At 58.5% G+C, this 21,101-nt stretch carries 15 protein-coding genes and 1 pseudogene; 6 read left to right on the forward strand and 10 right to left on the reverse strand.

The features are described from left to right. Positions 1–45: 45 nt before the first annotated feature. Both AC1RP7_RS16430 and AC1RP7_RS16435 read left to right on the forward strand, forming a co-directional pair. Positions 46–486, forward strand: a complete 441-nt coding sequence (locus tag AC1RP7_RS16430; protein WP_218497508.1) for a CBS domain-containing protein — start codon at positions 46–48, stop codon at positions 484–486. Between the two features lie 94 nt (positions 487–580). Further along, entirely contained in the window at positions 581–2,200 is a 1,620-nt protein-coding gene (locus AC1RP7_RS16435) for a methyl-accepting chemotaxis protein (RefSeq protein WP_429521438.1), read from the forward strand. Between the two features lie 66 nt (positions 2,201–2,266). Here AC1RP7_RS16435 and AC1RP7_RS16440 read toward each other — a convergent pair whose 3' ends face one another. Further along, positions 2,267–5,587: an Ig-like domain-containing protein gene (locus tag AC1RP7_RS16440; protein WP_256353550.1), complete on the reverse strand. Its 3,321-nt coding sequence runs from the start codon at positions 5,585–5,587 to the stop codon at positions 2,267–2,269. A gap of 296 nt (positions 5,588–5,883) precedes the next feature. On the opposite strand from AC1RP7_RS16440, the pseudogene AC1RP7_RS16445 reads away from it, so the two are divergent. Both AC1RP7_RS16445 and AC1RP7_RS16450 read left to right on the forward strand, forming a co-directional pair. After that, a pseudogene (locus tag AC1RP7_RS16445) lies at positions 5,884–6,093 on the forward strand (oxidoreductase); the annotation flags it as partial. A 17-nt stretch (positions 6,094–6,110) separates the two neighbouring features. Further along, positions 6,111–6,653, forward strand: coding sequence for a histidine phosphatase family protein (locus AC1RP7_RS16450; protein ID WP_493183426.1), 543 nt, complete (start codon positions 6,111–6,113; stop codon positions 6,651–6,653). Between the two features lie 93 nt (positions 6,654–6,746). Here the strand turns inward: AC1RP7_RS16450 and AC1RP7_RS16455 are convergent, their stop codons facing one another. Continuing rightward, positions 6,747–7,532, reverse strand: a complete 786-nt coding sequence (locus AC1RP7_RS16455) for a transporter (protein ID WP_493183432.1) — start codon at positions 7,530–7,532, stop codon at positions 6,747–6,749. A gap of 524 nt (positions 7,533–8,056) precedes the next feature. On the opposite strand from AC1RP7_RS16455, the gene AC1RP7_RS16460 reads away from it, so the two are divergent. Together AC1RP7_RS16460 and gbdR (AC1RP7_RS16465) are read left to right on the forward strand one after the other, a co-directional pair. Beyond that, complete coding sequence (locus tag AC1RP7_RS16460; RefSeq protein ID WP_057714255.1) at positions 8,057–9,715, forward strand: arylsulfatase; 1,659 nt, start codon at positions 8,057–8,059, stop codon at positions 9,713–9,715. A 630-nt stretch (positions 9,716–10,345) separates the two neighbouring features. Further along, entirely contained in the window at positions 10,346–11,449 is a 1,104-nt protein-coding gene (gene gbdR / locus AC1RP7_RS16465; RefSeq protein WP_493183430.1) for a choline metabolism transcriptional regulator GbdR, read from the forward strand. Between the two features lie 77 nt (positions 11,450–11,526). On the opposite strand, the gene AC1RP7_RS16470 is transcribed toward gbdR (AC1RP7_RS16465), so the two are convergent. From AC1RP7_RS16470 to AC1RP7_RS16505, 8 genes are all read right to left on the reverse strand, one after another. Further along, entirely contained in the window at positions 11,527–12,963 is a 1,437-nt protein-coding gene (locus tag AC1RP7_RS16470; RefSeq protein WP_493183993.1) for an NAD(P)(+) transhydrogenase (Re/Si-specific) subunit beta, read from the reverse strand. Continuing rightward, positions 12,960–13,313 (reverse strand): NAD(P) transhydrogenase subunit alpha part 2, encoded by a 354-nt coding sequence (locus AC1RP7_RS16475; RefSeq protein WP_057712569.1) that lies wholly within the window; start codon positions 13,311–13,313, stop codon positions 12,960–12,962. The genes AC1RP7_RS16470 and AC1RP7_RS16475 overlap by 4 nt, the downstream gene beginning before the upstream one ends. A gap of 11 nt (positions 13,314–13,324) precedes the next feature. Continuing rightward, the gene (locus tag AC1RP7_RS16480) at positions 13,325–14,446 is read right to left on the reverse strand and encodes a Re/Si-specific NAD(P)(+) transhydrogenase subunit alpha (protein ID WP_102685615.1); all 1,122 of its coding nucleotides are present in this window, start codon (positions 14,444–14,446) and stop codon (positions 13,325–13,327) included. Positions 14,447–14,518: 72 nt separating this feature from the next. Continuing rightward, complete coding sequence (gene gbdR / locus AC1RP7_RS16485; protein ID WP_371318482.1) at positions 14,519–15,631, reverse strand: choline metabolism transcriptional regulator GbdR; 1,113 nt, start codon at positions 15,629–15,631, stop codon at positions 14,519–14,521. Between the two features lie 106 nt (positions 15,632–15,737). Then, positions 15,738–17,138 carry a GABA permease gene (gabP, locus tag AC1RP7_RS16490; protein ID WP_493183087.1) on the reverse strand — a complete coding sequence of 467 codons (1,401 nt, stop codon included), beginning with the start codon at positions 17,136–17,138 and terminating at the stop codon, positions 15,738–15,740. A gap of 797 nt (positions 17,139–17,935) precedes the next feature. Continuing rightward, on the reverse strand, positions 17,936–18,985 hold the full coding sequence (locus AC1RP7_RS16495; RefSeq protein WP_407516863.1) for a tyrosine-type recombinase/integrase: 1,050 nt from the start codon (positions 18,983–18,985) through the stop codon (positions 17,936–17,938). 1 nt (position 18,986) lies between these two features. Further along, on the reverse strand, positions 18,987–19,229 hold the full coding sequence (locus AC1RP7_RS16500; protein WP_493183086.1) for a DUF4224 domain-containing protein: 243 nt from the start codon (positions 19,227–19,229) through the stop codon (positions 18,987–18,989). Between the two features lie 63 nt (positions 19,230–19,292). Then, a complete protein-coding gene (locus AC1RP7_RS16505; RefSeq protein WP_493183085.1) occupies positions 19,293–21,098 on the reverse strand; it encodes a DNA cytosine methyltransferase in 1,806 nt (601 codons plus the stop codon). Positions 21,099–21,101: the final 3 nt, after the last annotated feature.

The raw sequence follows: 21,101 nt of genomic DNA on the forward strand, positions 1-21,101 counted from the left end.
TCCGGCGGAGTCGATGATCAATGACAAACAGTATCGGAGGCTCGTATGAAAACAGCCGCACAACTGCTCAAGCTCAAGGCCGTGCAGAACCGACGGGTGCATAGCATCGCGCCAGACCAGACGGTGCTTGAAGCGTTGAAGATGATGGCCGAAAAAAATGTCGGTGCGTTACCTGTCATGGAGCAGGGGCAGGTGGTCGGCGTTATCAGCGAACGCGACTATGCGCGCAAGGTCGTTCTGCAGGGGCGCTCTTCGGTCGGTACGCCGGTCCGGGCCATCATGAGCGCGCCCGTGGTGACAGCAGACAGTCAGCAGAGTATTGAGCGTTGCATGGCGGTCATGACCGACAGTCACCTGCGCCATCTACCGGTGGTGGAGGGCGACCAACTGATTGGCCTGTTGTCGATTGGTGATCTGGTTAAAGAAGCCATCGTCGAGCAGGCCGAACTGATCCGGCAACTGGAACACTATATTCGCGGACATTAAAGCGACCGGGGCAGGGTGAATCGAAGGCTTGTGAGTACATGCTGTTTTCAGATGTGCCGGGGGTCGGGCGGGAATTAATCAGGGAGCATATGACATGGCCAGGTTGAGCACGGCACAACGTATCGTCATCGGCTTTGCAATTGCGCCGTTGGTACTGACAGGTTTGGTGTTGTATGCGTTGCACGATCTGGCAACGCTAAAGGAACAGGCCATGCTGATCGTCAAACGGGACTGGCCGAAAATCGATCCGATCATGGTCATTGCCACAGGTGTACGGGACAACGCCAGGAACACCCGGGACTTGCTGATCGACAAAGACAATCAGCAAGTGCAAGAGGCCATCGATGCCACCAAAAAGCGTATCAGCCTGGCACTGAAAACCCTCGAGCCGCTGTTCGATCTGCCGGAAGGCAAGACCGCCTATGCTGCCCTGAAAAAGAATCGCGAGGCTTACGTCGACGCATTCACCCAGGTGCAGGTGTTGATCCGGCAAGGCGCTTTTGATGCCGCGATGGCGCAGTTGAAACAGCACGTCGTTCCCGCCGAACAGCAGGTTTATAAAAGTCTGGACGCCTTGATGGCGCTGCAGGGGCAGATCTTCGCCGATCGTGAAAGATCGGCGCAGGCCCTGTACGAAGAAGCGTATCTGAACATGTTGGGGCTGCTTGTATTCTGCCTGGCCTCGGTCATCGCCGCGGCGGTCATCGTGACGCGCAGTGTCACCCGGCCCTTGGGTGGCGAGCCCGATGATGCCGCGCGGGTCTTGAGTCAAATCGCGCAGGGCGACCTGACGATTCAAGTGCCAGTGAATGCAAATGCCGACGGTAGCGTGATGATGAACATGCACCGGATGCAGCAAAGCTTGAACGCGATGGTCAAGCACATCGCCGTGTCGGTCGATCAGGTGGCCAGTTCGTCCGAAGAGCTGAGCACGGTCAGCAGTCAGACCAGCAGCAGTTTGCAACTTCAGGGCCTGGAGATCGAACAGGCTGCGGCGGCGGTCAATCAGATGACGGCGGCCGTCGACGAGGTCGCACGCAATGCCGTCAGCACCAGCGAGGCGTCCCGGGTTTCCGAGCAGACCGCACAACGCGGCCGTGAGCAAGTTCAGGAAACGGTGGCCTCGATAGGTGCGCTGGCGGACGGCATGATGGATACCTCCGAACGTGTTCAGCAATTGGCCGGACGTGTACAAGACATTAGCGCGGTACTGGACGTGATTCGCAGCATTGCCGAGCAAACCAATTTGCTGGCCCTCAATGCAGCGATTGAAGCGGCTCGTGCCGGTGATGCCGGGCGTGGTTTTGCGGTAGTCGCCGATGAGGTGCGGGCGCTGGCTCATCGCACTCATGTGTCGACCCAGGAAATCGAGCAGATGATTGGCAATATTCGGCTCGATACCGGGCATGCGGTGACCGCAATGCAAAGCAGCGGTCACCTGGTGCAGACGACCCTGGAAGTCGCGCAACGCTCCGGCGAGGCACTGGAGGAGATCACCCGGTCGATTTCGCAGATCAATGAACGCAACCTGCTGATCGCCAGTGCCACGGAGGAGCAGGCCCTGGTGGCGCGTGAGGTGGACCGCAACCTGGTGGGCATTCGTGACTTGTCCGAGCAGATCGTACTGGGTGCCCGACATACCCACGCAGCCGGTCAGGAGCTGGCGCAGATGGCTGGAGCGCTGCACCAGACGGTGGCGCGCTTTAAAATCTAGGCAGATTCGTTTTGCTTGTAGCAAGAGGGCCTCAAGGAGGCCCTCATCGCTAAAGCCAGGTTGTACTCAGTTCGCTTTTATCGGCACCGTCACGGTTTTGCCGAAGGCCGATTTGATGGTCGCCGTCGGGCTAGGCGAGGGGCCACTGCCGGCGGTGGTCACCGCTATGTTCCAGCGCGCGCCTGTCGGTGTCTGCGTCAGGACGGCGGCGCCAAGGTTCACCGTACCGGTCGTGGTCGTGGCCGTTGCCGTGATGGTATTGCCCGTGCCACGGGAGGTGGTGCCGGACAGGACCCAATACCAGCGGCTGTTGCTGCGGGCGGTGACGGTCGCGCTGGTGACGATCAGGTTCTCGTTGATCGCTGCCGAGACCGCCACGGACACCATCGCCGGTTCCGACTCCGCGTTCCTGGCATCGCTGGCGCTATAGGAAAAGGTCGCGGTGAACGGCGCGGGGACCGTGGCCGGTGGTGTATAGGTCACACGCAGGCCATCGGTGCTGACCACGCCCTTGCCTGAGTCCGGTTGCTCCAGACCTACCACTTTAAGTGGCACGTTACCGTCAGGGTCGCTGTCGTTGGCCAGGACGTTGATGATCACCGGTTGGCCGGTGTTACTGATGGCGCTGTCGGGGTTGGCAATCGGTTTTTGGTTATCGCCGTCCTCTTCACGTCTATCGCCAGTGCGGAAGGTCGGCAGCGCGGCGGAATTGACGTAGGTGACGCCGTCCCAGCCGGGCAGGGGGGTTGGCATCAGCTGGAACTGGCCGGGGTGCTCGACATCCCAGCGCAGCAGCATGGAGGTGTCCTCGTGCTGGGTGTTGTGGCAATGCTCCAGGTAGGTCCCGGCAAACTCGCGGAAGCGGATCGCAATGTCCACGTCCTGCGAGCTGTCGATGCCTTCGCCGATGTTATAGACGTCTTTGCGTGCCCATTTTTCCCATTCCGGCGGCGCCTTGCCGTCACGGTTGAGGACGATGCCTTCTTCGAAATGCACGTGCACCGGGTGGCTCCAGCCGTTGCCGCCGTTCCTGATTTTCCACACTTCCAGGGTGCCGTCGCCGGAGAAGCCGGCAGGGGTCGGGCCGGTGGCCAGTTGCGGAGCGGCGCTGATGATTCGAGGGTCCATCTGGAAGCCGAAACCGCCGTCGGTCTTGATGGTCCAGGGTTCTTCGTCGGTGCCGTCGGAGCGGCCGAAGATGAACTCGCGATGCCGCGCCGCGTTGAGCTTGGCCTGCACCGCCGGGTCGTCACGGTTGAGGGGCAGCGTGATCATGCTTTTACCCACCGGCTTGCCCGGCTTGGCGGGTTCGAAGTCGGCGGGGTTCATGCTCACGTCCTGGCCGGCATAAGGCTGGACCACCATCTGCATGAACTTGCCGACCACCGGATCGCCGGCGTCCCACTCCAGCCCTTTGCTGCCCAGCTTGAGCACCGCCTTGTACCTGCCGGACAAGACATCGGCCAGACTCAGCGGTAAAGCCTCCGGCCCCTTGCCGTCGTGGTGCTCCATCAGGTTGACGAAGTACAGTTTGTCGCCGGTCCTGATCCCGTGTTTCGAGAAATTGATGATGATGTCGAAACGCTCGGCGATGCCCATGCTGGGCAGGATGGCGTTGTGGTCCTGCACATCGCCGTCGGCGTCCAGGTCCATGCTGCCGTCGAATGGCACGGCGTGTTCCATTATGTTGCCGTCGTTGGCGATCAAGTGGAACGGCACGCGGGTGTAGGACAGGCCGGAGCCTGTCGGGCCGGGGAACTCGCCACCGGTGCCGACGATTTCACGCACCAGTGCGATCCTGAAGAAGCGCGACACCGAGCCATTGAGGATACGGAATCGATAGCTGCGCGCCCGCACGTTCAGGCGCGGCTGGTACTGCCAGTTGACCAGAATCTGATCGCCGAGAAAACCATCGGTGTTGAACGGGTTGAACCACAGCTGGCCATTGGTATCCCAGGCCTTGTCGGCCACCGTCAGGTTCACATCGTAGTCGCGGTTGCCCCAGGGCAATGCCGAACCGCTGGGCAGGCGCAGGTTGACGCCGTCTACAAACGCTTCGTTACCGCGATCCAGGGCGCTGTAGTAGTTCATCATCGTCGCGTTGCCCTTGTAGACGTTCTGCGCGGTGAAATCGAGCATGTGGTCATGGAACCAGTGGGTGCTCATGGTTTCGCGCCAGTCGCCACGGATCTTGATGCTGCCGTTGTTGCACGTCTTGAGGCCCGGCGTGGCATCGTTGACGAACAGGGTTTCACCCGGCGCGCAGGGGAACGCCGCGCGCGGATCCTGAGCGCTGGTGTTGATGCTGTCGTAACCGGCCAACTGTATCGGCCAGCGATAGTCGTAGTACTGCCCCGGAAAGAAAAACGCATTGGCAAAGCCATCACTTTCGGCCGGGGAGTGGCCGTTGTGTTCGTGGGTGCTGAGGGTGTGCAGGCCGAACCCCATGTTGGCCGACGGATCGATCGGCAGGGCGTTGTAGTGGCGCATCAGCACCGGTTGGCCGTACCGCACCATCAGCAGTTTTGGCGGAAAGGTGCCGTCGAAGGTCCAGAGCGCCTTGTGGTTCTGAATTGGCATGTTGGGGTGAAAGCGGGTGTCGATGCCTTTGGTGGTGCCCGCGATGATCGGGTTGTCCGAGGTCTGGTTGTAGAGCCCGCCCGGGCCGAACTCACCGACGGCGTAGTTGTGCAACTGGCGGCGGTCGCGCATGCCGCCGTTGAGCTTGGCGCCGGCTTGAGCGGTCTTGAAGGCGACCTGTGGGTAGAACTCGTTCCAGCGCTGGTGCGACCAGCCTTTTCCTGGCGGACGACCTTCGGCCGGCGAGCCGACCGGATGGCGGTTGAGGAAGGCTTCGATCTGCGCTTTCCACGGGTTGCGGTCCAGCACGTTGGAAAACTGCGACGGAAACGGGTACAGCCCCGGCTGGCGCATGAAGGCTTCCAGCGCCGCGGCCGAAGGGCCGCTGCGGGCGATGTTGTTCGGGTCCTGCGTGGGCGCCGGGCCGACGATCGGAACCGGGAAGGTCAGGGGCGGTGCCGGCAGTGTCGGGTCGAGTTTTTCCGTGCCGAATTCTTCGAACAGCAGCAGTTGCTGAGTGTATGGCTGGGCCCCGAACAACGGGCTGGGCTTGCCGTTGGTGGGGATTTTGAAGGAAGTTTGCAAGTTTGGCGGCAGCACGTTGTCGACCGTTGGCGTGGTGCGAGTGCCGAACACGCCGTTGGGCAGGGCGTAGGCGCCCTTGTTGGCGGGTGGCATGGCCTCTATGGCATCCAGCGCAGCCTTGGGGTCGGCCGGCGGATTGGTAAACGCCGAGGGGTCCGTCGGTGGTGGCGGGCCGAAATCATCCAGCGGCGCGGCTTCTGCCGTGGCCAAGGTAAGGAACATCGCACAATGCAGGCTTGATTTGCGCAGCAAGCCGAAAGAGTCGCAAGATGGAGTAGTGCGTTTCATTTTTCACCCCACGCGTGATGCCCCGTCGTCTCCAAATCCGGGGCGACAGCTGTTACGGGTACCAAGGGGTGTGCAACTAATGAGCCACTACCACGAGACGAAGAAAAAGTTCAATCTAATTAACAAGCTGTTTCTGAGTGTTTTAAGCCAGAGAAGGGGGAAGTGGGGAATATTCCTCAAGTTTGGTGGTAAACACCCGGTTGAGTGGGTGTAGTCCCCCATTTATGGCGATAGTAGGGGAGAAGGACCGCACCTGCTTCAACCACAGCAAAAGTGAACAAGAGCTTGGCCTGAGATTCCGGGCGCTAAGGCTGGCAATCACCGACACGGTGGCGTGGTACCGCGATCACGATTGGTTCGAGAGTCAAACCTTAAGTTCCCGGAACCGCACTTCTTCCACATTGACCGCACACCTGAACAAGGACGTAAACATACTGTGAGTAGGGAAATAATCCTGATGCGTCACGGCCAGCCAAAGCTGGTCGCAACCGACAAGATGTCAGCGCTCGATATGAAAGACTGGATCGAGCAATACAACCAGTCCGAAATAACCGACCAACCCGTTCCGGATGCCAGCATGCAGCTCGCCGCAACCGCCACGGTGATTGTCTCAAGCAGCGCGCCTCGTGCGCTGACCTCCGTCCAGGCTCTTGGCCTGAAGCCCGCCCTTGTCGACGCGCTTTTCTGTGAAGCGCAACTGCCTTATGGTCACTGGAAACTGCCACGGCTATCGCCGTTTACATGGGCATTTATCCTTCGAGTCTTATGGTTGTGCGGTTACTCACGCAGAGTCGAATCCGCCGGCACTGCGAGGATGCGCGCCAGCACGGCAGCTCGACGACTTCAGTCCCTTGCCAGCGAAGGACCGGTTCTGCTGCTCGGTCATGGCTTTATGAATCGAATGATCGCCAAACAACTGGTGGCAGATGGATGGGTTCGCCAAAAACGTAACGGCAGCCAGTATTGGAGTGCGACGGTGTATCAATATGGCGGTATGTAAAAGGTGCCTGGACAGATACCTGTTGCTGCGGGTGGCGACAGGCAGAAACCGGCCAAAAGCAGACGCTTAACATGCTCCATTGAGCTTTGGCACTCACTTGGGAAACAACAGTGTAAACGCCACCCGGAATCCCCAACCCTCGGCACCATCTTTCGGACTGTCTGCCCAATAGCGTGGTCCTGCTTGCAGGGTCATGGGTTGATGCCCCACTTTGAACAACTGGGTGACGAACAGGTTGATTGGCACTGACCATTCGCGGGTCTGCCAGTCATAGGTGGATTCGGTGTTGATGCCGAAGGTGGTGTAGGTGTGAGTGGTGTAGCTGAAGAAAGGTTGCAGGAAAGTCGCGTTGACCTTGTCCTTGTCATCGGGCGGGCTGTTTTCCAGCGACCAGATGTGATTGGCCAGAATGCCGCGGGTCCAACCATTGCTCTGTTTGAGGGCCACCACTGTGGGCCCCAACCCCCATTGCTCACTGCTCAAAAGCTCATCGCTGCCGGTCGGAACCAGAATGGCCGGTCCTGCCCCCCCAATCCAGCCACTGGAAGTCGGCTGCTTGGGTGAAAAAAAGAAGCTCTGGGTCACATCTCCCATACCGGATTTGTCCGCCTGCCCGCCAGGTACCAGACCATGCTGATCAATGATCGGCAGGATGGTTCGGGAGATCAGGTTCCACTCGTCATTAATACTGAATGGCAGCACTGGCTGGATGTTGGTGACACTTTGGTAGCCCTCACCGCTCGGGCCGAGTTTTTGGTTCCAGTTGTACTGAATAGGTACGCTGTAGAGTGCGGCGACGGGATTCAGCGTTTGCTTGGCCAGCTCGGCCTGACTATCGGCAGCGAGGCTAATTTCGGGCCATGCCACCGCAAAGGTAATGAAAGGAACAAGTCGAACGCCATTGTTCACTACCAACTCCTTTCTCGAAATTGAGAGCTTGGGTTGTTGTGTCGCGGTTACAAGGCTGAGGATGACCCTGCCGCCAATGAGCTTAGATCAGGTATCTGAACTATGTTCGACGGGGAAAAATACTGTCTCCGGCCAGTCGGATTAACTCGTATCAACTAATGTTCCCTTGAGCCATCGATCAGTCGTCCCCCTCTACAACGGGGCGAAACATTCTCCATTGAAAGGAGTGTCCCTAAACTTTATTAGACCGAAACAGAAGAAGGTTTCTTCAGAAAACTTCTATTGATACAGCCAGAGCACTCATCACGTACATCTGAAAAACCGCACTAAACTCTATCCTGCGCCTTAACTTGTGCATGGTCATGTAGCAAGGGGGAAATGATTCTGTACTCAATACCTAGGCTAATTACTCGGTGGTCAACGCACCAAGTGTCAATGTAGTTGTGCACTCATCACCAGGTTGCCAACACAATGAAACAACGAGGATTGCTGGTATGGACAAGCTATCGGATCGTTTCAAGCTGTCTGTCGTGTTTGCTGCACTATTGTCATTGAACGGGCTTGCTCACGCCGCTCAAACGGAAAAAACCAATATCCTGTTTATCGTCTCCGACGACACCGGCTATGGCGACTTGGGTCCCTACGGCGGTGGGGTTGGTCGCGGCATGCCTACGCCCAGTATTGATGAGCTGGCGGCAGAAGGTGTTACTTTTTACTCTTTTTATGCGCAACCAAGCTGCACGCCTGGTCGGGCGGCCATGCAAACCGGGCGCATCCCCAATCGTAGCGGCATGACCACCGTGGCCTTCCAGGGCCAGGGCGGTGGCTTGCCCGCCGCCGAATGGACGCTGGCATCGGTGCTGAAAACCGGTGGCTACGACACTTATTTCACTGGCAAATGGCATTTGGGTGAAGCCGACTATGCCCTTCCCAATGCTCAAGGTTATGACGTGATGAAATACGTCGGCCTGTATCACCTCAATGCCTACACCTACGCAGACCCGACATGGTTCCCCGACATGGATCCGGAAACCCGTGCGATGTTTGAAAAGGTCACCAAAGGCGCGTTGTCCGGCAAGGCAGGTGAAAAGCCGGTCGAAGAGTTCAAGGTCAATGGTCAGTACGTGGACACACCTGTGGTGGACGGCAAACCTGGCGTGGTCGGCATACCGTTCTTTGACAACTATGTCGAAAAAGCTGCGTTGGAGTTTCTAGACACCGCGGCCAAATCGGACAAGCCGTTTTTCATCAACGTCAACTTCATGAAAGTGCACCAGCCGAACATGCCAGCACCGGAGTTCATTCATAAGTCCATGTCCAAGTCCAAGTACGCCGACTCTGTCGTCGAACTCGATACTCACATCGGCCGCATCATGGACAAGCTCAAGGCACTCGGCCTGGATAAAAACACGCTGGTGGTTTACACCACTGACAACGGGGCCTGGCAGGATGTTTATCCGGATGCCGGCTACACCCCATTTCGCGGGACCAAGGGTACAGTGCGTGAGGGGGGTAATCGGGTACCAGCCATTGCCGTCTGGCCAGACAAGATCAAGCCGGACACGAAAAACCACGAGATTCTCGGTGGCCTGGATTTGATGGCGACGTTCGCCTCTGTGGCTGGCGTGAAGTTGCCCGAGAAAGATCGCGAGGGTCAGCCAATCCTCTTCGACAGCTATGATATGACGCCAGTACTCACTGGCAACGGCCCTTCACCGCGCAAGGAGTGGTTCTATTTCACTGAGAACGAATTGTCCCCGGGTGCGGCCCGTGTCGGAAACTATAAGGCCGTATTCAACCTGCGCGGCGATGATGGCGCGGCAACCGGTGGTCTGGCCGTGGACACTAATCTAGGATGGAAAGGCGCAATAAAATACGTGGCCACCGTGCCGCAAGTCTTTGATTTGTGGCAAGACCCGCAAGAGCGCTATGACCTCTTCATGAACAACTTTACTGAGCGTACCTGGACTATGGTGCCGATCTCGGCGGCGATCATGAAGCTAATGAAAACCTACGTCGATTACCCGCCACGCAAATTGCAAAGCATGGGTTATGACGGGCCGATCGAGCTGTCGCAGTACCAGAAATTCCAAACCGTGCGTGATGCCCTGAAAAAAGAAGGCATCAACTTGTCGATGCCAAACGGCAACTGATCAAATCAGCTGAAAAATGGCGGCCTCATCAGAGGTCGCCATTTGACGTTAGTGAGTAGTCGTGAGTTCCTAACGGAAATCGACGCAAAGTCAGTGGTCTTCGAAATCGACGATGATGTGCTAATCCACTTGCTTACCCGGCAATCGGGCAGGTAAGGCTTGCCGGCTTATCTGCACGGCTGAACGGTCATCCTGATGGCCGAATTTCAACCACTTTTGAAAGGCAGCTATGGGTTGTGGATTCAACCGGTCGCAGATCACTTTTATAGCGCATGACGCTTGTGTCAGCCCAAAATCGGGGCACTGGTCATTATTGTTTTCAAAAACCGACATGTGAGTGTCGGTGACAAATAAGTCGTCGTTTATAGACATCTCTCGCGTATGTGCTACGAATGTGCACAAGCTTGATAAGCACAGGCTCAAAATCAAGCGTTTTCCTTATGGCTCCCGCCCTGCAAACCCTCAGCGTAGAGACATTGGGCGATGTCGTTTTTGGATCCGTTCAACCATAGGTAATTGGGTATGACCTTTGCAGGTTGAATAGGAACAAACCCACCCACTTTTGGATGGGGGTATAAAAAGAGCCTTTGCCTGAGGCCAATCACCCGCTTTGTGTGAGGAGATACCGCGATGACGACGTTCAACTCCGGGGCCCAACCCCAGAACCGTGCGCCTCAATCCATCGGCTTTCTGTTGCTGGACAATTTCACGCTGATTTCTCTGGCGTCCGCTGTAGAACCGCTGCGGATGGCCAACCAGTTGTCCGGTCGCGAGCTGTATCGCTGGACCACCCTCACCGTCGATGGCGGCCAGGTCTGGGCCAGTGATGGCCTGCAAATCACCCCTGACGCCTCCATGCACAAAGCCCCGCCGATGGATACCGTCATCGTTTGCGGTGGTATCGGCATCCAGCGCACCGTTACCCGTGAACACGTATCCTGGCTGCAAAGCCAGGCCCGCAAGGCTTGCCGACTCGGTGCGGTCTGCACCGGCAGTTGGGCCCTGGCTTGCGCCGGACTGCTCGATGGTTTCGATTGCAGTGTGCACTGGGAGTGCCTGGCGGCGATGCAGGAAGCTTTCCCACGGATAGTAATGAGTACCCGTTTGTTCACCCTCGACCGTAACCGCTTCACCAGCTCCGGCGGTACCGCGCCGCTGGACATGATGCTGCACCTGATCAGCCGCGATCACGGGCGTGAACTGTCCGCCGCGATCTCGGAAATGTTTGTCTACGAGCGCATCCGCAACGAACAGGATCACCAGCGCGTGCCGCTCAAGCACATGCTCGGTACCAATCAACCGAAGCTGCAGGAAATCGTCGCGTTGATGGAGGCCAACCTCGAAGAACCGATCGACCTGGACGAACTGGCGGTGTATGTCGACGTATCCCGTCGTCAGCTCGAACGCCTGTTCCAGAAGTACCTGCACTGCTCGCCGTCGCGTTACTACCTGAAACTGCGCCTGGTTCGCGCGCGCCAGTTGCTCAAGCAAACGCCGATGTCGATCATCGAAGTGGCGTCGATCTGTGGCTTTGTGTCCACGCCGCACTTCTCCAAGTGCTACCGCGAGTACTTCGGCATTCCGCCGCGTGACGAGCGCGTCGGCTCCAATACCACGCAGCAGGTGGCGATGATACCGCTGCCGCAAGCATTGGTGCTGTCGCCGCTGGCCGGTTCGATGTCAGCGTTGAGCCAGGCACGTAACGAGTCAACCTTTGCCAGCGTTCGTCTATAAATCTTCACCCCTGTCCTGCGAAAGCATAACGTTCGCAGGATAGGGGAGGGCGCGTCATTTCAGTGTTGCGCAGAGGGTTACTCGACGGCTTTGACCATGTCTTCGATGACCTTTTTAGCGTCGCCGAACACCATCATGGTCTTGTCCAGGTAGAACAGTTCGTTGTCCAGGCCGGCGTAGCCGCTGGCCATCGAGCGCTTGTTGACGATGATGGTCTTGGCCTTGAACGCTTCGAGGATCGGCATGCCGGCAATCGGCGATTTCGGATCGTTCTTCGCGGCCGGGTTGACCACGTCGTTGGCGCCCAACACCAGTACCACGTCGGCCTGGCCGAACTCGGAGTTGATGTCGTCCATCTCGAACACCTGGTCGTAAGGCACTTCGGCCTCGGCCAGCAACACGTTCATGTGGCCGGGCATACGGCCGGCAACCGGGTGGATCGCATACTTCACGGTCACGCCGCGATGGGTCAGCTTCTCGGTCAGCTCTTTCAGCGCGTGCTGAGCACGTGCCACCGCCAGACCGTAGCCCGGCACGATGATCACGGTGTCGGCGTTGGTCAGCAGGAAGGTCGCGTCGTCGGCCGAACCGGACTTCACCGGACGGGCTTCTTTCGAACCCGCCGGGCCGGCCGCGTCCGCCGTATTGCCGAAGCCACCGAGCAGCACATTAAAGAAGGAGCGGTTCATCGCCTTGCACATGATGTACGAGAGGATCGCACCGGACGAACCTACCAGCGAACCGGCGATGATCAGCATCGAGTTGTTCAGCGAGAAGCCGATGCCCGCCGCTGCCCAGCCGGAGTAGCTGTTGAGCATCGACACGACCACGGGCATGTCCGCGCCGCCGATCGGGATGATGATCAGCACGCCGAGCACGAAGGCCAACGCCAGCATCACGCCGAAAGCGGTGTAGTCGCCGGTGAGCATGAACGTCACGCCCAGGCCCAGTGTGGCCAGGCCCAGCAGCAGGTTCAGCTTGTGCTGGCCACTGAACTGTACCGGTGCGCCCTGGAACAGGCGGAACTTGTACTTGCCCGACAGCTTGCCGAAGGCGATCACCGAGCCGGAGAAGGTGATTGCACCGATGGCGGCACCGAGGAACAGTTCCAGGCGGTTACCGGCCGGGATCGCGTCACCGAGTTGCTTGACGATGCCCAGCGACTGCGGCTCGACCACGGCAGCCACGGCGATGAACACCGCGGCCAGGCCGATCATGCTGTGCATGAAGGCGACCAGCTCCGGCATCTTGGTCATTTCAACGCGTTTGGCCATGATCGAACCGGCGGTGCCGCCGATCAGCAGGCCGATGATCACGTAGACGATACCGTCCTGGGCCAGTTCGGCACCGAGTTTGTAGATCAGGCCGACCGTGGTGAGGATCGCCAGGCCCATGCCGAGCATGCCGAACAGGTTGCCGCGACGCGACGTGGTGGGGTGCGAGAGGCCCTTGAGCGCCTGGATGAAGCAGACCGAGGCGATCAAATACAGGGAAGTAACCAGGTTCATGCTCATGCTTGCTGCACCTCGGCCTTGACTGCTTCAGCTTTGGCGGCCGGAGCTTTTGCCGGCGCTTTCTTCTTGAACATTTCCAGCATGCGGCGGGTGACCAAAAAGCCACCGAATACGTTGACCGCGGCCAGGGCCACGGCCAGGGTGCCCATGGTCTTGCCCAGTGGCGTCACGGTCAAGGCCGCTGCCAGCATGGCGCCGACGATCACGATCGCCGAGATCGCGTTGGTCACCGCCATCAACGGGGTGTGCAGCGCAGGCGTGACGTTCCAGACCACGTGGTAACCGACATAGATCGCCAGCACGAAGATGATCAGGTTGTAGATACCGTCAGAGATCAGCATGTCTTCCATTGTTTTTATCCTCAGCCGTTCTTGCGCACGATCTGGCCGTCGCGGCACATCAGGCACGCGGCGACGATATCGTCTTCAAGGTTGATCACCAGTTGTCCTTCTTTATCGAACAACAGTTTCATGAAGTCCAGCAGGTTGCGGGCGTACAGCGCCGAAGCGTCAGCCGCCACGGCGCTGGCCAGGTTGGTCGGGCCCACGATGGTCACGCCATTTTCGACGACCACCTGGTCGGCCACGGTCAGCGGGCAGTTGCCGCCCTGGGCGGCCGCGAGATCGATGACCACCGAACCCGGTTTCATCTGGGCCACGGTTTGCGCGCTGAGCAGCGTCGGCGCCTTGCGGCCCGGAATCAGCGCGGTGGTGATAACGATGTCCGCCTGCTTGGCGCGTTCGTGCACGGCCGCGGCCTGGCGCTGCATCCAGCTGGCCGGCATCGGGCGGGCGTAACCGCCGACACCGACGGCGCATTCGCGCTCTTCATCGGTTTCGTAAGGCACGTCGACGAACTTGGCGCCGAGGGATTCGATCTGTTCTTTTACCGCAGGACGCACGTCAGACGCTTCGATCACCGCCCCCAGGCGCTTGGCGGTAGCGATGGCCTGCAAGCCGGCCACGCCGGCACCGAGGATCAGCACGCGGGCCGCTTTCACGGTGCCCGCAGCGGTCATCAGCATTGGCATGAAACGCGGGTAGTAGTGCGCGGCCAGCAACACAGCCTTGTAGCCGGCGATGTTGGCTTGCGACGACAGTACGTCCAGGCTCTGGGCGCGGGAGGTGCGCGGCGCGGCTTCCAGGGCAAAGGCGGTAATGCCGCATTCGGCCATTTTGGCGATGGTTTCATTGCTGAACGGATTGAGCATGCCCACCACTACGGTGCCGCTCTTGATCAGGGCGAGCTCGCTGTCGCTGGGCGCGACCACCTTCAGAATCAGCTCGGCAGCAAACGCATCGTTGGCGCTGCCAATGCTTGCGCCTGCCGCTTCATAGGCACTGTCGACAACGCTGGCATTAATGCCGGCGCCGCTTTGTACAGTGACCTTATGGCCCTGGCCGATCAGCTTCTTGATGGTTTCCGGGGTTGCAGCAACCCGTGTTTCACCGGTCTGGGTTTCGAGAGGAACACCAATGTGCACGTCAAATCTCCTGCGTGATCTTATTGAGTAAACCCATGCACTACGGATGAATGGGGTGGCAGGGACGTCCTGTCAGCACGATTGCGCCAAGTCGAAACGATCAATCATTCGAACACTGGCAAAAGTCGATTCGTTTCGTGCCTGGTCGAGCGCTGTCAGTGGTTTAGTTGATGACTGCTGTGTAGTCGCGAGCGTTGCCGGTTTTCGACGAATTTCAGAGCCGGAACGCTCGTCGCTAGGTGGAACACCAAAGTACTCGCGATAGCACTTGGAAAAGTGTGGTGTGGACACGAAACCGCATACATACGCCAGCTCAATGATCGACAATGATGTTTGCTTAAGCAGTTGTCGCGCTCGAATAAGACGTAACCTTAAGTAGTAGCGTGACGGCGTACAGTGAAGGTATTTCTGAAATAGCCGTTCCAGCTGTCGACGTGACAGATCAACGTATTCTGCAAGGTTATCCAGGTCGATCGGTTCCTCGAGATTGGCTTCCATCAACGCGACGATCTCCTGCAACTTAGGCTGATGAGTTCCCAGCACATGCCTGAGCGGAACCCGCTGATGGTCCTGTTCGTTGCGTATGCGCTCGTAAACAAACATCTCAGAGATGGCTGCGGATAATTCACGACCATGATCGCGACCAATCAGGTGCAGCATCATGTCCAGCGGCGCTGTTCCCCCGGAGCTTGTGAATCGGTTTCGGTCCAGGGTGAAGAGACTCGCGCTGATGCTGACTCGTGGGAAAGCCTCCTGCATGGCGGCCAAAAATTCCCAATGCACGCTGCACTCGTAGCCGTCGAGCAGCCCGGCTTTGGCGAGCGCCCAGCTACCGGTGCACACACCTCCCAACCGTCTGGATTGACGCGCCAATGCTTGCAGCCAGGTAATGTGCTCGCGGGTAATCACGTTCTGGATTCCAACACCACCGCACACGATTACAGTGTCCGCCACTAATGGATTGTTCCACGAAGCATCCGGAGTGATCGGCACGCCGTCACTGGCCCAGACAGGCTCTCCATCGGGGCTGAACGTATGCCAGCGATATAGCTCTCGTCCCGACAACTGATTGGCCATGCGCAGTGGCTCTACTGCGGACGCCAGGGAAATAAGTGTGAATTTATCCAGCAGCAGAAAACCAACGGATTGAGTCGTACCGTCGGACACGGTGGAGTTCGATGACATCGTGGTCATGTCCTCACAGAGAGCGATTACGGCCTGAGACGCAGGAGCTGGTAATACTCCCCAGCCTTGGCGTAGGGAGTAGGTTTGGCGCAAATACCTCCTTGGTTTATCCCACTGACGTCACCCTCGCAGCCTGCGCAGGGTGACGCGACGTCACAAGGCCGATAAAGGAAATCGCCAGCGCCAGGCCAATGGTTGTGCTGACTTCGGTACGGTGCTCCGGGGTGATCATCATGACTGCCAGCGCTGCGCAAATGAACGCAATCACCAGCCAGGTCAGCCATGGAAACAGCCACATGCGAAAGGTCAGCTCAACGTTCTGCCGACGCAACATCCGGCGCATGCGCAGTTGCGACACCGCAATGGCCAGGTACACCAGCAGGGCAATCGCGCCGGAGCTGGCCAGCAGGAAGTTAAACAGCCCGGCGGGCATGAAGTAGCTCCACACGGTGATCGCCGCGCCCAGCACGGTGCTGGCGATGACTGCTGCACGCGGCACGCCCTCGGAGGAGGTCGCCTTCAGCGCCTTCGGCGCATCGCCACGACGACCCAGCGAGTACAGCATGCGCGAAGCAATGTAGATCGAGGAGTTCATGCAACTGGCCACGGCGATCAGCACCACCACGTCCACCATGAACTTGGCGTGGGGAATGTTCATGATCTCCAGTGCCCGTTGGTAGGAGCCTACCTGGGCGAGCAGCGGATCGTTCCAGGGCACCACGGAGATGACCACGAAAATCGACAACAGGTAGAACACGCCGATGCGCCAAATCACCGAACGCGTGGCCTTGGCAATGTTCTGCGAGGGATTGTCGGATTCGGCGGCGGCGATGGTGACCGCTTCAGTACCAATGAAGCTGAACATGATGGTGATGAAAGCGCCGACTACCGCCGACAGGCCGTTGGGGGCAAATCCGCCATGCTCGGCCATCAGGCCGCTCAAGCCGCTGACCTCCCGTTCGGGCACCCAGCCCATCAACACGGCAAAACCCACGCCGATGAAACCGATGATTGCCACCACCTTGGCCATGGCAAACCAGAATTCGAATTCGCCGTACTTGGAGACACTGAACAGATTGGTGATCACCAACGCAATGATCGACACCAGGGCGAACAGCCAGGCATCGATCTGGGGAAACCACTGGTTCAACACATGGCCGGCGGCCAGTGCTTCGATAGGGATCACCAGTACCCAGAACCACCAGTACAGCCAACCGATGGTGAAGCCTGCCCAACGACCTATTGCCTGGTCGGCATAGGTGGAGAACGAGCCTGTGTCCGGGTTGGCCACCGCCATTTCACCGAGCATACGCATGACCAGAACCACAAGCAGGCCTGAGAATAGGTAGGCCAGCAGGACGGCCGGGCCAGCAGCTGCAATGGCATGTCCTGAGCCAACGAATAAACCGGCGCCGATAATCCCGGCGATTGACAGCATTGTTACGTGACGAGGCTTGAAGCCCTGTGCCAATTGGCCATTCGAATCCTTGGAGCTCGGGCTAATCATCGGGTTTTTTTTCTCTGCTGATCGACATTTAAGCGAAGTGATGGGGGCAACGGATCATCATCGTTTCCTGCTGCCGCTTCCTGAAAGTGGCACCCTTCAAACGCTGCCGTACTTATCAAACCCATCGTCGCGATGTGGTTATTTCCATGAAAAGAGGCGCCACCTTACCCGGCTTGTTCGATAATTCAGTTACCTGTTCACGCCGCCTCCTTGCCTGATATCGACACGTGCCAATTTAGCGTTCACAGCGAATACCAATCGGTCACGAATTGGCCAGGTGGAATCATTTTGTTTTTTTGAGGATTCTGCTAAAGCAGCAACGGATGGGGATTGCCTGGAAGGTTTAAGCGGCCGAGAAGGTTTCGGGCCGAGGGCCGCGAGATCTCTGCGGGAAGAGCGGATCGGATGATTACTGCCTGTCGCGACCGGCTGAATCCACAGCCGTTTACTGCCGGTCAAGAAGGTCAGCTGGCGACCTTTTCCCTATAGCGGCGCTTTCAGCTTGGTCGAGGGGTTACCAAATGGTTTTGTAACGGCTCTGAAAAGCAGCACCGATTCCCAAACCCCAGAAACGACAAAGCCCTGAATAATCAGGGCTTTGTCGGTACAAATATGGCGGAGGCGATGGGATTCGAACTCATGGACCTGTTACAGTCGACGGTTTTCAAGACCGATATTTAAAGTCAATCAGGCTAGGGCGTGCAGCGGTTTTCCGTTCCATTACTTTTATTCTTCAGCACCTCTACAGACCGCATTCTACAAGGGGCCCGCTTTGAGTTCTGGAACTGTTTCTCAGGCTATTTTGATGGCTTGGCAATGGCGCCGACTCGGCGGTAAACCCGTTCGGTAATGTCGCCTTTCGTGTGCCCAAGCAGCAGACTCGCTTCGCCGACATCGGAGATTTCCGAAGCAGCCTTCGGCCTGATGTCCCGGAACTGAAATCCACCGATCTTCACTGCCAGCAGTTCGTCGCCTATCTCGACAGCAGCCAACCTAGCCTTCTCTCGTGCCATGTCCCAGCGCTTTCTCAGCATCGTCGCGGTCATCCGCTTTCCATGACGGCTGACGATCAGGTAATTCGAAACATGCCCAGTGTTGCGCTCGGTTATCTGTGCGATCAGCTTGCCCAAAGTGTTTGCCGAACCTCCTGCAATCACCTGGATGCGAAGCTTTTTGTGTGTCTTGTTCTGCTGCACCATCAAATAGCCACCTTCGACATCATCCTTTCTCATCACCAGGACGTCTGCCGGCCGCTGCCCGGTCAGATAGGCCAGGTCCATCGCATCTTTCAGCTCCTGAGCTGCCTTCTTGTAAACCGAATCCCACACCACATCATTTGCGTAATAGTCCCGCGGCACCTCCTTGTTCTTGCGCACACCCTGGCAGGGATTTTCCTTTTCCGTCAGGCCCCACTCCCGCGCCATGTTGAATACGTGGGAAAGGGTCGCGATCTCCCGATTGGCTCGGACCTTTGCCGTCCGAGCATCTCGGTAGCCAGCGATTGTTGCTGGAGTGATTGAGTCGATCGGAGCACTGTCGAACATGGGGCGGAGCTGCTTGATCTCGGCCATGTTGTCTTTCTGCGTACGAGCGGCCTTCTTCGGAATGATGTCGCGGATATACCGGTCGAATACTCCTTTCATGGTGCGCAAGTCCAAGGGTTTCTCTTTGGCTTCAAGTTCCGCCCACTTGATCCTCGCTTTATCCAGATCCTTTCCCAGCGGGATGTCCTTCCCTAAGAGGTCGCGGTAGTAGTACGCGGTCCATACCTGGCCGCTTTTACGCTTTCGAGACCGCTGATACATCCGAGGGGGGAGGTGGTGATTTTCCGTATTGCGGGGGCGCATATCAGTTCACTCGCGAAAAGTCGGGCGTCCATGCCGGCGCCGTAGGAGGAGGGCTGGGATTGGCAATGGCCGGGGAGATCATGCCCAGCTTCATGCGGGCGTACATCCGGCCAACCAGTGGCCGCTTGCCCCTGCTTTCAACGAACACCCATTGACGATCCACCAGCCAGCGCCTCTGGTAAGCCCTAGCCTTGTAGCCGGTGAGATCCGTGAGTTCTTCGTCTGAGAGAATTTCGGATTCCATGATGTTTCTCCATGCCAAGCGTTGCCTTGCTCGCGTTTTAAACGGAGGCAGTGAGAGGAGGGGTTATGCCGCGAGGCGCTGGTATAGCTCGATAATGTCGGCGGCGTTGGCACTGACCAATGCCTCGGCCTCATCCGGGCAAACGCTGTTGCCGATCAGCCTCACCTGGTCAGTTTTGTTGATGTCGCGCCACTCTTCGGCACCTGTCACAGGGTCGACGAACAGCCCGCGATCAATGATGTAGTCCTTGTCGAAGCCTTGCGCAGCTTTCAGCTCTGGCGGCTGCAGCATGCGCAGGGTGATGTCTACCAGCACATAGCCACCGACCATTACCATTTCGGCCGGATCTTTGAAGTGCTCCGGCAGATGCTCATGCATGAATGCGGCGCAGCGGCGGGCGCCTTCCATTTGCTCCGGCGTAAGCGTGTCCGGCACCTGCACCACCTCAACCAGTGCAACCCGGTCCTTTGTCGGCAGGGTGTGCATCGGTTCGGTGAGCGATATGCCGTCCTTCTCGTTGCCGTAGTACTTCACCAGGTAGGCGTTCACCAATCGCTGATTGGCGCCGGATTGGCAGAGGGTAGAGATGGGGTCGAAGGCCGAACGGCCGCCGCCTTTGTAGTAACCGCCGTTCGCCTGCTCGAAGAACGCAGCTGATACCGCATGGTGACCGGTGCTGGTGGCCACCACGTTGAGTTGCTCGGTTATTTCAGCTCCGATTGAGCCTTTTCGCAGTGTCACCATGTTCGCGGCCGCCATTGCGAAGTGGCCACCTTTAACCTGAGCGACCTGGGTGCGCAGCGGTTCCTGCACATCGAAGTTGCGCTGGGCTGAACCGTTGGCGCACTCCGTGAGGAACGGCGCCGCTACGGGCTGCACAAGTGCGTGATGGGTACCGCCGGCGCTGATGGTCGACAGTGCTTCGTCGACGCCGTGGGTGCTGGTATGGGCTTGCGATGTGCCGCGCATCGGGACAATGAATGGTTTCGTGCTGGTCAGCACATGGCGCCAGCAGCCCTTGGCCACGCGGCGCATGGTGTTCACCGCCATCGGCTTTTCGCGGAATATCGTGCGACCGAGGTTGCTCCAGTCGATGCACTCGGCAGCGGTGCGCCATGGCTGCTGTTTCGCCGTCGGCACTTTATGGCGTTTTGGCGCTGGCCAGACGATCGGCTTGCCGTCGCTGCGGGCCACCAGGTACAGACGCTTGCGGATGGTCGGGGTACCGGCGTTGGCCGCGATGCGCTCGCGCCATTCGACGTTGTAGCCGAGGCCGCGCACCAGACTTTCCGCCGGCACGTATTCGCCGATCGATTGCAGGATCTCTGGCATGTCGGGGTGATCGGCCGCCAGCCCGGTGCTGAGCGCGGCAATGAATGAATTGAAGGTGCGCCCGCGTTCGGCCCTGATTGGCTGGCCTTCCTCATCGATCGGCCCCCAGTCGCAAAACTCCTCGACGTTCTCCAGAAACATCAGGCGCGGCCGGGTGGCATGCGCCCAGCGAACCACCACCCAGGCGAGCCCGCGAACCCCACGGTCACGCGGTGCACCGCCCTTGGCCTTACTGTGATGCCGACAATCCGGCGAGGCCCAGAGAATGCCAACCGGCTGGCCGCCGGTGGCATGGACCGGATCCACCTCGAACACGTCCGCGACATAGTGGGCCGTCCGCGGGTGGTTGGCGCGGTGAACAGCTAGGGCGATAGGATTGTGGTTTACCGCGACATCCGGCTCCCGGTACGCCCGGGCTATCCCGGTGCTAGCGCCGCCGCCACCGGCGAACAGGTCAACTACCAGTTCTTTTTCGAACGGCAAGCCCATGCTTGGCTGGCGGTGGATGAACTGAGGCAAATTCTGTTGTGCGGACATAGG

The sequence above is a fragment of the Pseudomonas sp. GW822-FHT01E03 genome (assembly GCF_058802985.1).

Coding starts and splice junctions, on each gene's coding strand:
- AC1RP7_RS16430 (WP_218497508.1), top strand. CDS start 46: ATGAAAACAGCCGCACAACTGCTCAAGCTCAAGGCCGTGCAGAACCGA.
- AC1RP7_RS16435 (WP_429521438.1), top strand. CDS start 581: ATGGCCAGGTTGAGCACGGCACAACGTATCGTCATCGGCTTTGCAATT.
- AC1RP7_RS16440 (WP_256353550.1), bottom strand. CDS start 5,587: ATGTTCCTTACCTTGGCCACGGCAGAAGCCGCGCCGCTGGATGATTTC.
- AC1RP7_RS16450 (WP_493183426.1), top strand. CDS start 6,111: ATGCGTCACGGCCAGCCAAAGCTGGTCGCAACCGACAAGATGTCAGCG.
- AC1RP7_RS16460 (WP_057714255.1), top strand. CDS start 8,057: ATGGACAAGCTATCGGATCGTTTCAAGCTGTCTGTCGTGTTTGCTGCA.
- gbdR (WP_493183430.1), top strand. CDS start 10,346: ATGACGACGTTCAACTCCGGGGCCCAACCCCAGAACCGTGCGCCTCAA.
- AC1RP7_RS16470 (WP_493183993.1), bottom strand. CDS start 12,963: ATGAGCATGAACCTGGTTACTTCCCTGTATTTGATCGCCTCGGTCTGC.
- AC1RP7_RS16475 (WP_057712569.1), bottom strand. CDS start 13,313: ATGGAAGACATGCTGATCTCTGACGGTATCTACAACCTGATCATCTTC.
- gbdR (WP_371318482.1), bottom strand. CDS start 15,631: ATGTCATCGAACTCCACCGTGTCCGACGGTACGACTCAATCCGTTGGT.
- gabP (WP_493183087.1), bottom strand. CDS start 17,138: ATGATTAGCCCGAGCTCCAAGGATTCGAATGGCCAATTGGCACAGGGC.
- AC1RP7_RS16495 (WP_407516863.1), bottom strand. CDS start 18,985: ATGCGCCCCCGCAATACGGAAAATCACCACCTCCCCCCTCGGATGTAT.
- AC1RP7_RS16500 (WP_493183086.1), bottom strand. CDS start 19,229: ATGGAATCCGAAATTCTCTCAGACGAAGAACTCACGGATCTCACCGGC.
- AC1RP7_RS16505 (WP_493183085.1), bottom strand. CDS start 21,098: ATGTCCGCACAACAGAATTTGCCTCAGTTCATCCACCGCCAGCCAAGC.